Raw genomic sequence first — 11,331 nt, 5'->3', positions numbered from 1 at the left:
ACAAGGCGGGAGATAGTCACCGTGATTCGCCAGACGTGAGCCGCACGCATGGCGCGTACGTGCAGGTTCCCGTACGCCCGACATCGTCGTCAGGAGGCACTCGTGGCCGAGACCAAGGTGGCACCCGCCGCCAGGAGAGACCGCACCCACTATCTGTACATCGCCGTCATCGGTGCCGTCCTTCTCGGCATCGCGGTCGGCTTCATCTGGCCGGACTTCGCCAAGGAGCTCAAGCCGGTCGGCACCGGCTTCGTGAACCTGATCAAGATGATGATCTCGCCGATCATCTTCTGCACGATCGTGCTCGGCGTCGGTTCCGTGCGCAAGGCCGCCAAGATCGGCAAGGTCGGCGGCCTCGCCCTCGGCTACTTCCTGGTGATGTCCGTGGTCGCGCTCGCCATCGGCCTGGTCGTCGGCAACATCCTGCACCCGGGCGACGGCATGCACCTCACGCAGGCCGTGAAGGACGTCGGCCACACCGCGGCCAAGGACGCCGCCGAGGGCCCGGTCGACTTCGTCCTCGGGATCATCCCGACGACCCTCGTGTCGGCGTTCACCGAGGGCGAGGTGCTCCAGACGCTGCTGGTCGCGCTGCTCGTCGGCTTCGGGCTCCAGGCCATGGGGCGCGCCGGTGAGCCGGTCCTCAAGGGTGTCGAGCACATCCAGAAGCTGGTCTTCCGCGTCCTCGGCATGATCATGTGGGCCGCGCCCGTCGGCGCGTTCGGCGCGATGGCGGCCGTCATCGGCGAGACCGGCGTGGACGCCCTGAAGGCGCTGGCCACGATCATGCTCGGCTTCTACGTGACCTGCGTCCTGTTCGTCGTCGTGGTCCTCGGGACCCTGCTGCGTCTGGCCACCGGCTACAACCTGTTCGCGCTCCTGAAGTACCTGGGCCGCGAGTTCCTGCTGATCCTGTCCACCTCGTCCTCCGAGTCCGCGCTGCCGCGGCTCATCGCGAAGATGGAGCACCTGGGCGTCAGCCGTCCCGTCGTCGGCATCACCGTGCCGACCGGGTACTCGTTCAACCTCGACGGCACGATGATCTACCTGACCATGGCCTCGCTGTTCATCGCGGACGCCATGGACCAGCCCCTCGCCATCGGCCAGCAGATCGGCCTGCTGTTGTTCATGATGGTCGCGTCGAAGGGCGCCGCGGGTGTCTCGGGCTCCGGTATCGCGGTGCTCGCCAGCGGACTCCAGTCGCACAAGCCCGCGCTCGTCGACGGCGTCGGCCTGATCATCGGCATCGACCGCTTCATGAGCGAGGCCCGCGCCCTGACCAACTTCGCGGGCAACGCGGTGGCGACGCTCCTCATCGGTACGTGGACGGGTGAGGTCGACAAGGACCGCGTCACGCGCGTGCTCGCCGGTGACCTGCCCTTCGACGAGCGCACGCTCGTGGACAACGGGAGCGGTGACGCTGCCGCTGTTCCTGATCAGCGGGGTGAGGGCGACAAGGAGCTGGCGAAGGCCTGAGCGCCCCGCCGGGTTCGCTTGGAATCTGAGGGTCGGTGGGGGCTGGTCGCGCAGTTCCCCGCGCCCCTGACGCGGCGCCCTAGGTGAGTCCTGCCACCAGTTCGGTGGCGCGTGAGGCGGGTACGCCCGCTGCGGTCAGTACGGTGACCGCGGCGGAGTGGCCCGCCTCTTCTGCTGGGATCAGCCCGTCGTTGACCGCTTCGAGCAGTCCGAACAGCACCTGCTCATGGACGTACGCGAGAGCCGTCGCCGGCAGGGGAGAGGCGAACTCGCCCGATTCCAGGCCCTGTTGGAGCAGCTCGGCGCAGCTGTCGCGGACCGGGGTCAGCCGGGCGCGGATGCCCTCGACGGTGACGGCGCGCTGCGCGAGGGCGACCAGCAGGCGGTAGCGGTCGGCGACCTCCCATACGGCGAGCAGCGAGCGGGCCACGGCCTCGGCCGGGTCGGTCACCCCGGCGCGCCCCGCGGACTGCGCGGCCTCGACCGCGACGACGGCGTCGTCGACGAGCGCGGCGACGAGCGCCTCGCGGCTGGGGAAGTGCCCGTAGACCGTGCGCCTGACGACGCCCGCGGCCCTGGCGATCTGGTCCATGGACGCGTCCGGGTCGCGCAGCAGCTCGGCGAGGGCGACGTCGAGGATGCGGCGGCGGTTGGTGTCGGCTCGTCCTGAAGTCACGCGCTCATTCTGCACCCCGCTCCCGACCCCGTTCACGTGTGGTTTTGCACAGTGCTGTGCAATGACGTAAATTGCACAGCGTTGTGTAATTGCACAGTGCTGTGCAATGTCCGTGGACACATGGACTCGTGGACTGCGGGGGCCGAGGGCCCCGGAGGGTGGCAGGGGAATGCGCCTCGTCATGAAGGAACCGGTCGAGGGGATGGACCGGCCGTACGCCCGCCGCTGGTGGGCCCTGCTCGTGCTCTGCCTGAGCCTGCTGATCATCGTGATGGCGAACACCGCGCTCACCGTCGCAGCGCCCGACATGACCAAGGACCTCGGCCTGACCAGCGCCGACCTCCAGTGGGTCATCGACGGCTACACCGTCCCGTACGCGGCCCTGATGCTGCTGCTCGGGGCGATCGGCGACAAGTACAGCCGGCGCGGAGCACTCATCCTCGGCCTCGTCGTCTTCGGCGGCGGCGCCGTCGCGGGCTCGCTCGTCGACAGCTCCACCGGGGTCATCGCGGCCCGCGCGGTGATGGGCGTAGGCGCGGCCATGATCATGCCCGCCACGCTGTCGCTGCTCGCGGCCACCTTCCCGCGCGCCGAGCGCGCCAAGGCCATCGTGCTGTGGACCGCCACCGCGGGACTCGCCATCGCCGCCGGACCCCTGGTCGCCGGCGCGCTCCTGCGCAACCACGGCTGGTCGTCCACGTTCCTGATCAACGTGCCCGTGGCCGCCGTCGCCCTCGTCGGCGCCCTCGTCCTCGTACCGCCGTCCAAGGCGGCGCACCGGCACCGCATCGACTACGTCGGCGGACTGCTCTCCGTCGTCTGGGTCGGCGCCCTCGTCTACATGATCATCGAGGGGCCGCACTTCGGCTGGGGAGCCAAGGCGATCGGCGCCGCGGTCGTCGCGGGCCTGGCCCTGGTGGCCTTCGTCCTGTGGGAGCTGCGCCACCCGCGCCCGGTCCTGGACGTCCGCCGCTTCACGGACCGCCGCTTCTCCGGCTCGAACCTCGCGGTCGCCCTCTTCTTCCTCGCGGTCTTCGGCGCCTTCTACTACCTGACCCAGCACCTCCAGTTCGTCCTCGGCTACGACGCGCTGGCCACCGGCGTCCGCATGCTGCCGCTCGCCGGAGCGGTCTTCGTGGGCTCGGCGCTCACGGGGTACCTCACCCCGCGCATCGGCATGAAGATCACGGTGACGGCCGGCATGGTCGGCGGCACCGCGGCCCTCGCGCTCCTCACGCGCATCGACGCCTCGTCGGCGTACGGGGACTTCGTGCTGCCCCTGGTCATCCTCGGCCTCGCGATCGGCCTCGCCCTCTCGCCGTGCACCGACGCGATCATGGGCTCGTTCCCCGAGTCGGAGCTGGGCGTGGGCGGCGCGGTCAACGACACGTCGCTCGAACTCGGCGGCTCGCTCGGCATCGCGATCCTGGGCTCGGTCCTGGCCGGCTCGTACTCGTCGCAGCTGGCGGACAACACGGCCGGTTCGAAGCTGCCCGCCGACGCACTGGGCACCGCGCAGGACTCGGTCGGCGCGGGCTACGCGGTGGCGCAGGGCATCGGGGACCAGGCCCACAAGGTGGCCGAGAAGGCGGCGGGCGCGACCAGCCCCGAGCAGGCGGCGCAGCTCAAGGCGCAGGCCGAGCAGCTCGCGGGCGGCGCGCGGCAGATGGCCGACGCGGTGGGCTCCGCGTTCTCGGACGCGGTGGCCCACACGAGCGTCGTCGGCGCGGTGATCCTCGGCGTCGGGACGGTGCTGGTGGCGGTACTGCTGCCGCGGCACGGGGAGCGGACGGCGGGGGCGGACGCTGCCGCTGACGTTGTCGGCGAGCCCGACATTGCCGGTGAGCCTGGCGTTGCAGCTGAGACTGACGCGGCAGCCGAGACATCCGCCGTCGAGCCGGACGCCGCCGAGAGGGAGCCGGCCGCGCAGGGCAACGCGTAATCGCTGGCCTTTCCGTCGGGGTCAACGTTTACCGTCGAAGACATGCGCATCGGAGAGCTGGCTGAGCGGGCGGGCACGACCACGCGGACGCTGAGGTACTACGAGTCGCGCGGGCTGCTGCCCGCGCGGCGCGGCGGCAACGGTTACCGCACGTACGACGAGACGGACCTGCGGGCCCTGCGGCAGATCAGGACGCTCCAGGACTTCGGGTTCGAGCTGGAGGAGACCCGGCCGTTCGTGGAGTGCTTGCGGGCCGGGCACCCGGAGGGCGACTCGTGCCCCGCCTCGCTCGCGGTGTACCGCCGCAAGCTCGGCGAACTCGATGCGCTGATCGGCGAGTTGACCGCCGTTCGGGAGAAGGTCGGCGCGCAGCTGGAGCGCGCCGAGGAGGCCATGGACGCGCTGGCGGGCGAGGACCCGTCGCCGCGCTGCGAACTGGGAGGGTGAAGTGAGTACGGATCTGAGGGACGTCACGGACGCGGACTTCGACACAGAGGTGCTGGGAGCCGGGCGGCCGGTCCTGGTGGAGTTCACCGCCGAGTGGTGCGGGCCGTGCCGGCAGCTCGCACCGGTGCTGCGCTCCATCGCGGACGAGGAGCGGGAGCGGCTCGACGTCGTGGTGATCGACGTGGATCACAACCCGGGGACCGCGGTGCGATACGGGGTGCTGTCGATGCCGACGCTCATGGTCTTCAAGGACGGCGAGCCGGTGTGGACGCGGGTCGGGGCACGCCCGAAGAGGCGACTGCTGGAGGAACTGGCGGAGGTCGTCTGATCACGCCGGTCCGGCGGAGGCCGTTGACCGGGCCGAATAGCGGCGGTGAAATCCCCGGGGTGCAATTGGACCCTGCCAGGGGGTATATTTGGTGTTTCTGTGTGCCCACAGAAAAGGCCCCTCACGAGGGGCCGAATAAACACATCGTACCTGGCAGGGAGCCGCTTTGTCAACCCGTGAAGCGCGTGAAATCGCTGAATTGCAGAAAGAGCAGGAATTCATCGACCGGCTTTACGCGCGCGTCGATGTGCTGCGCGGCGACGCCGCAGAGTCGGTCTCGGACGCCCTGACACCGGTCGGCACCGGGCAGCAGGCGCGGCTCGAAAGGGATCTCCTCGTCGTCGAGCGTTCCGGCCTGCTCGCCGCGCTGAACGCGGTCGACGGTTCGCTGTGCTTCGGCCGGATCGATCTCACCGAAAAGGCGGGCGGCACCACACATCACATCGGGCGCATCGGAATTCGCGAGGACGACAGCGAGCACACCCCGATTCTGATCGACTGGCGCGCGCCGGTCGCCCGCCCCTTCTATCTCGCCACCGGGCACACGCCCATGGGCATCAGGCGGCGGCGCCACCTCACCACCGAGGGCCGCACCGTCACCGAGCTGCACGACGAGATCCTCGACCTCGATGACGAGGAGCGCACCGGGTTCGAGGACCCGACGGGCGACGCCGTACTGCTCGCCGCCCTGAACTCGGCCCGCACCGGCCGCATGGGCGACATCGTGCAGACCATCCAGGCCGAGCAGGACCGGATCATCCGCCACTCGCACCGCGGCGTGCTCGTGGTGGAGGGCGGCCCCGGCACGGGCAAGACCGCGGTGGCGCTGCACCGCGCGGCGTTCCTCCTGTACGAGCAGCGGGAGCTCCTCGCCAAGCGGGCCGTCCTCATCGTCGGCCCGAACCCCGCCTTCCTCGGCTACATCGGCGAGGTCCTGCCCGCGCTCGGCGAGACCGGCGTGCTGCTCGCCTCGCTCGGTGAGCTGTTCCCCGGCGTGCACGCCACCGCCGAGGACACCCCGCACGCCGCCGCCGTCAAGGGCGCCGAGGCCATGGTGGACGCGCTCGCGCTCGCCGTCCGCGACCGGCAGCAGCTCCCCGAGCCCGGCGCCCCGTTGATCGTCCGGCACGACGACGGTGACCTCATCCTCGACTGGGAGATCGCCTACGAAGCCCGGCAGGCCGGCCGCGACACGCTCCTGCCGCACAACCTCGCCCGCCCCCACTTCGCCTTCCGGATCATCGACGCGCTCACCGCCCAGCTCGCGGAGCGCATCGGCGCCGACCCGTACGGCGGCCCCAACTTCCTCGGCCCCGACGACCTCGCCCAGATCGGCAAGGGCGTCGCCGCCAGCGCCGAAGTGCACGCCGCCATCGAGGAGTTGTGGCCCCGGCTCACCCCGCAGGACCTTGTCGCGGACTTCCTGGCCGAGCCTGTGCACCTGGCCGGCGAGGACGCGAAGGCGATCCGGCGCGACGTGACGGGGCCGGCGGACTGGACACCCGCCGACGTTCCGCTTCTCGACGAGGCCGCCGAGCTGATCGGCGTCGACGACAGCGCCGAACGCGCCCTGGCCGAGGCGGCTCGCCAGGAGCGGATCGCCTACGCGCAGGGCGTCCTCGAACTCTCGCGCGGCTCCGAGACATACGAGTTCGAGGACGAGGAGGACTCCGAGGTCCTCGCCGCGCACGACATCGTCGATGCCGAGCGGGTCGCCGACTGGTACGAGGAGGAGGACCACCGCAGCGCTGCCGAGCGCGCGGCCGCCGACCGGACCTGGGCGTTCGGGCACATCATCGTCGACGAGGCGCAGGAGCTGTCGCCGATGGCGTGGCGGCTGCTGATGCGCCGCTCGCCGACGCGGTCGATGACGCTGGTCGGCGACCCCGCGCAGACCGCCGAGGAGGCCGGCGTCGGATCGTGGGAGAAGATCCTCGCGCCGTACGTCGCGGACCGCTGGGAGCACACCCGGCTCGGCGTCAACTACCGCACGCCGTCCGAGATCATGGACGTGGCGGCGGCGGTGCTGCGCGCCGAGCACCCCGGCTTCGAGCCGCCGTCCTCGGTCCGCTCGACGGGAGTGCGCCCCTGGGCGCGCGCGGCCGGCGACGTCGTGAAGGCCGTGGCCGAGGAGGCCGTCGCCGCCACTCCCGAGGAGGGGCGGCTCGCGGTGATCGCCCCCCGCCGGCTGCACGCGGCGCTCGCCGCCGTGCTGCCGGACGTGGTGGCGGGCGGCGAGCCCGACCTCACCAAGCACCTGGTGCTGCTCGACCCCCGCCAGGCCAAGGGGCTCGAGTTCGACCGGGTGCTGGTCGTGGAGCCGGGCGAGTACGGCGTCAGTGATCTCTACGTCGCGCTGACCCGGGCCACCCAGACGCTCGGCGTCTTGCACGGCGGGGAGCTGCCCGAGTCGCTGCGCGGCGTGCTGAGGACTGTCCCGGGTTCCCCGGACAGGCCCTGATCACGCGGGCCTGAGCCACACCGTCGCGAGCGGCGGGAGCGTGAGCCGGACACTGGCCGGACGCCCATGGGCACCCTGGGCGTCCGGCTTGACCGGGTCCGGGTTGCCGACGTCACCGCCGCCGTAGCGGGCGGCGTCGGTGTTGAGGACCTCGTGCCAGGCCGGTACGTCGTCGGGGGCGCCGAGCCGGTACCCGTGGCGCACCACCGGCGAGAAGTTGGACACCGACATGAGCGGGCTGCCGTCGGCGGCGCGGCGCAGGAACGCGAAGACGTTGTCCTGCGCCGCGTCACCGACGATCCACTCGAAGCCCGCCGGGTCCATGTCGCGCTGCCAGAGTGCCGGTTCGTTCCGGTAGACGGCGTTCAGGTCGCGGGTGAGGTCGCGGACACCGCGGTGGTCGGGCTCCGCCGGGTACGACGGGTCGAGCAGCCACCAGTCCGGGCCGTGCGCCTCCGACCACTCCGCGCCCTGCGCGAACTCCTGCCCCATGAAGAGGAGTTGCTTGCCCGGGTGGGACCACATGAAGCCCAGGTAGGCGCGTTGGGTCGCCCGCTGCTGCCACCAGTCGCCGGGCATCTTGGAGACCAGCGCCTTCTTGCCGTGGACCACCTCGTCGTGCGAGATCGGCAGGACGTAGTTCTCGCTGTACGCGTAGACCATCGAGAACGTCATCTCGTCGTGGTGGTAGCTGCGGTGGACCGGGTCGTGGGACACGTAGCCGAGCGAGTCGTGCATCCAGCCCATGTTCCACTTCAGGCCGAAGCCGAGACCCCCGAAGCCGCCCGGTCCGATGTGGTGGGTCGCCCGGGTCACGCCGTCCCACGCGGTCGACTCCTCGGCGATCGTGACGACGCCGGGGACCCTGCGGTACAGCGTCGCGTTCATCTCCTGGAGGAACTCGACCGCGTCCAGGTTCTCCCGTCCGCCGTACTGGTTCGGGGTCCACCGGCCGTGCTCGCGCGAGTAGTCGAGGTACAGCATGGAGGCGACGGCGTCGACGCGCAGGCCGTCGATGTGGAACTCCTCGCACCAGTACACGGCGTTGGCGACCAGGAAGTTGCGGACCTCCTTGCGGCCGTAGTCGAACTCGAGGGTGCCCCAGTCGGGGTGGGCGGCGCGCAGCGGGTCCTCGTGCTCGTACAGGGTGCGGCCGTCGAACTCGGCGAGCGCCCAGTCGTCGCGCGGGAAGTGGGCCGGCACCCAGTCCATGAGGACGCCGATGCCGGCCTGGTGCAGCGCGTCGACCAGATGCCGGAAGTCGTCGGGCGTGCCCATGCGGGCCGTCGGGGCGTAGAAGCCGGTGACCTGGTAGCCCCACGACCCGCCGAAGGGGTGCTCGGCCACGGGCATCAGCTCTACGTGCGTGAACCCCAAGTCGGCAACGTACGAAGGCAGTTGATCGGCCAGCTGACGGTACGTGAGGCCGGGCCGCCAGGACGCGAGGTGGATCTCGTAGACCGAGAACGGGGCCTCGTGCACGGGCGGAGTGCCGCGGCGGGCCATCCACTCGGCGTCGTGCCAGCTGTGGTGCGACGCGTCGATGATCGAGGAGTTGGCGGGCGGGACCTCCGTGCGGCGGGCCAGCGGGTCCGCGCGCATCGTCTTCGAGCCGTCCGGGCGGGTGATCTCGAACTTGTACAGCTCACCCTCGCCGAGGGCCGGGACGAAGAGCTCCCAGATCCCCGTGGAGCCGAGCGAGCGCATCGGGAAGCCCGTGCCGTTCCAGTAGTTGAAGTCGCCCACGACGCGCACCCCTTGGGCGTTGGGCGCCCAGACGGTGAAGCGGGTGCCGGTGATGCCCTGGTGCGTCATGGGGTGCGCGCCGAGCGCCTGCCACAGCTGCTCGTGCCGGCCCTCGCCGATCAGGTGCAGGTCGAACTCGCAGAGCGCGGGCAGCAGCCCGTACGGGTCCGGGGTCTCGTGCTCGGCTGCGCCCTCGTAGGTGACCAGGAGGCGGTAGTCGGCCGGGGGTGCGGGCAGGTCGGCGAGGCCCGAGAAGAAGCCGTCGCCGTCGTCGTGCAGCACGACCCGGAGGCCGTCCGCGACGACCGTGACCGCGCGGGCGTATGGGCGTAGCGCCCGGAACGCCGTCCCGGCGGGCGTGGTGTGCGCGCCAAGGGTGGAGTGCGGGTCGTGGTGGGTGCCGGCGAGGAGGCGGTCGCGGTCGGCGGCGGAGGTCGGGGAAGGGGCGGCGGTGACGGGTGTGGGCGGTGTGGAGCGGGAGGGGTCGTGCGTCACGGGGTGGCCTCCTGGCTCGGGGTCGACATGGGGTGCTGCGGTGCCGCGTCCGCGTCTCCGGTGCGGGGGCGCGGCATGCCGGAGGCCTCCGTGGCGAGGCGGTCGATCGCCGACAGCGGGATCGACAGCCAGTCCGGGCGGTGATGGGCCTCGTAGACGGCTTCGTAGACCGCCTTGTCCGTCTCGTAGGCGCGCAGCAGGACCGGGTCCGTCCGCGGATCGTCGCCTGCGGCCTGCGCGTAGCCCGCGCAGTAGGCGTCCCGGCACCCGCGCGCCCAGTCCGGCGCCCAGGGCCGGCTGGTGCGGGCCGCGTAGTCGAAGGAGCGCAGCATGCCGGCCACGTCGCGGGCGGGCGGGTGCGGCAGCCGGCGTTCGGGCAGGGGGCGGGACGGCTCGCCCTCGAAGTCGATGACCGACCAGGCCCCGGCGGGCGAGCGCAGGCACTGGCCCAGGTGCAGGTCCCCGTGCACGCGCTGGGCGGTGCGGGGGGTCGTGTCGGCCGCGAGGGCGTCGAAGGCGGTGTGCAGCGCGGGCGCGTAGGGATGGAGAGCGGGCACGGCCTGGACCGCCTTGTCCAGGCGGTCCTTCATCGAATGGGCCAGCTGCACCGTGTGGGCGCGGCCCAGGGTGACCGTCGGCAGGGCGTGCGCCAGGGCGAGATGGATCTCCGCTGTCGCGCGGCCCAGTTCGCGGGCCTCGTGGCGGAAGTCCTGCCCCTTGGACAGCTCGCCGAGCGCGAGGTCCCAGCCGTCCGTCGCGCCCGTGAGGTAGGGCTGGAGCAGGCCCAGCGAGAGCGGATCGTCGTCCGTCGTCTCGAACCACGCCACCGGGGCGAGCGCGCGACCGCAGCCCTCGTCGGCCAGCGCGCGCTGGAGTTCCAGGTCCGGATTGAGGCCCGGCGTCACACGACGGAACACCTTGAGGATGAACGTATCTCCGTAAATGATCGACGAGTTGGACTGCTCCGCGTCGAGGGGGCGTGGGGCGAGGTCCGGCGGGATCGGGGTCGCGCCGTCGTGCGCGAAGCGGAGTCCGCCCAGGCGGCCCGGGTGGCGCAGCCGCTCCAGGAGGAGGTCCGTCAGGCGGGGGTCGAGCAGGGCCTCGTAGACCGTGCGTCCGGCGAGGGGACCCTGCGTGACATGGCCGATGAGGGCCGGCGCCAGGTACGGGGGCAGTGACTCCCTCACGCCCAGCAGGAGTTGGTACGTGTCCTGGGTGGGCTCGACGCGCAGAAGGGCGTGGATCAGGCCCGGCTGGCGTGCCGTGACCGGCAGCAGGTCCGTCGCGGCGAGCAGGGTGAGGGCGGGTGTCGTTCTGCCCGCGAACCAGCGTTGCCGGGGCAGCCACGCGCGCAGGAGCGGGTCGAGCGAGGCGAGCAGTTCGGGTCGCGCGGTCGAGCCGGTTCGGGTGACGGCATCCGGCATGGCGTCACGTCCTTTCCCCGGGGCGGGCCGCGACTGGGTGCGGGGCGGCGTCCCGGAAATGCGGCAGAGGCAGAACGAGCGGGACGTGTCGGGGTGTGTGGTGATGGGTGCCCAGGGAGGGGCGGCGGAAACCGGCCCTCCCCGGGCGGCGTTCAGGCGTCCTTGCGCAGCCGGAACCAGTAGAAGCCGTGACCTGCGAGGGTGAGGAGATAGGGCAGTTCACCGATGGCCGGAAAGCGCACCCCGCCGATCAGCTCGACCGGGTGCCGGCCGCTGAAGGCCTGGAGGTCGAGTTCGGTGGGCTGGGCGAAGCGCGAGAAGTTGTGCACGCACAGG

9 protein-coding genes are annotated in these 11,331 nt (G+C 71.5%); 5 read left to right on the top strand and 4 right to left on the bottom strand.

The features are described 5' to 3' along the window. The first annotated feature begins 48 nt into the window (after positions 1–48). Positions 49–1,476, top strand: coding sequence for a cation:dicarboxylate symporter family transporter (locus tag CG723_RS25415; protein ID WP_100595801.1), 1,428 nt, complete (start codon positions 49–51; stop codon positions 1,474–1,476). A gap of 79 nt (positions 1,477–1,555) precedes the next feature. Here CG723_RS25415 and CG723_RS25410 read toward each other — a convergent pair whose 3' ends face one another. After that, the gene (locus CG723_RS25410; RefSeq protein ID WP_234374511.1) at positions 1,556–2,152 is read right to left on the bottom strand and encodes a TetR/AcrR family transcriptional regulator; all 597 of its coding nucleotides are present in this window, start codon (positions 2,150–2,152) and stop codon (positions 1,556–1,558) included. Between the two features lie 169 nt (positions 2,153–2,321). On the opposite strand from CG723_RS25410, the gene CG723_RS25405 reads away from it, so the two are divergent. From CG723_RS25405 to CG723_RS25390, 4 genes are all read left to right on the top strand, one after another. Then, on the top strand, positions 2,322–4,094 hold the full coding sequence (locus CG723_RS25405; protein WP_100595800.1) for an MFS transporter: 1,773 nt from the start codon (positions 2,322–2,324) through the stop codon (positions 4,092–4,094). Positions 4,095–4,136: 42 nt separating this feature from the next. Continuing rightward, positions 4,137–4,541, top strand: a complete 405-nt coding sequence (locus tag CG723_RS25400; RefSeq protein WP_100595799.1) for a MerR family transcriptional regulator — start codon at positions 4,137–4,139, stop codon at positions 4,539–4,541. A gap of 1 nt (position 4,542) precedes the next feature. Beyond that, entirely contained in the window at positions 4,543–4,869 is a 327-nt protein-coding gene (trxA, locus tag CG723_RS25395; RefSeq protein WP_100595798.1) for a thioredoxin, read from the top strand. 199 nt (positions 4,870–5,068) lie between these two features. Beyond that, the gene (locus tag CG723_RS25390) at positions 5,069–7,330 is read left to right on the top strand and encodes a HelD family protein (RefSeq protein WP_100595797.1); all 2,262 of its coding nucleotides are present in this window, start codon (positions 5,069–5,071) and stop codon (positions 7,328–7,330) included. Here CG723_RS25390 and glgB read toward each other — a convergent pair whose 3' ends face one another. From glgB to CG723_RS25375, 3 genes are all read right to left on the bottom strand, one after another. Beyond that, positions 7,331–9,571: a 1,4-alpha-glucan branching enzyme gene (gene glgB, locus CG723_RS25385; protein WP_100595796.1), complete on the bottom strand. Its 2,241-nt coding sequence runs from the start codon at positions 9,569–9,571 to the stop codon at positions 7,331–7,333. Further along, complete coding sequence (locus CG723_RS25380) at positions 9,568–10,995, bottom strand: maltokinase N-terminal cap-like domain-containing protein (RefSeq protein WP_159032544.1); 1,428 nt, start codon at positions 10,993–10,995, stop codon at positions 9,568–9,570. Before CG723_RS25380 ends, glgB begins: the two co-directional genes overlap by 4 nt. Positions 10,996–11,147: 152 nt before the next feature. Then, positions 11,148–11,331 (bottom strand): alpha-glucosidase C-terminal domain-containing protein (locus CG723_RS25375; protein ID WP_199841891.1); only part of this gene is annotated, 184 nt, incomplete at its 5' end.

Origin of the sequence: Streptomyces sp. CB01635, assembly GCF_002803065.1 — a bacterium.
Classification (GTDB): Bacteria; Actinomycetota; Actinomycetes; order Streptomycetales; family Streptomycetaceae; genus Streptomyces.
The sequence above is the reverse complement of the archived record's forward strand: the minus strand, read 5'-3'. Positions and strand labels throughout refer to the sequence as shown.

Coding starts and splice junctions, on each gene's coding strand:
- CG723_RS25415 (WP_100595801.1), top strand. CDS start 49: ATGGCGCGTACGTGCAGGTTCCCGTACGCCCGACATCGTCGTCAGGAG.
- CG723_RS25405 (WP_100595800.1), top strand. CDS start 2,322: ATGCGCCTCGTCATGAAGGAACCGGTCGAGGGGATGGACCGGCCGTAC.
- CG723_RS25400 (WP_100595799.1), top strand. CDS start 4,137: ATGCGCATCGGAGAGCTGGCTGAGCGGGCGGGCACGACCACGCGGACG.
- CG723_RS25380 (WP_159032544.1), bottom strand. CDS start 10,995: ATGCCGGATGCCGTCACCCGAACCGGCTCGACCGCGCGACCCGAACTG.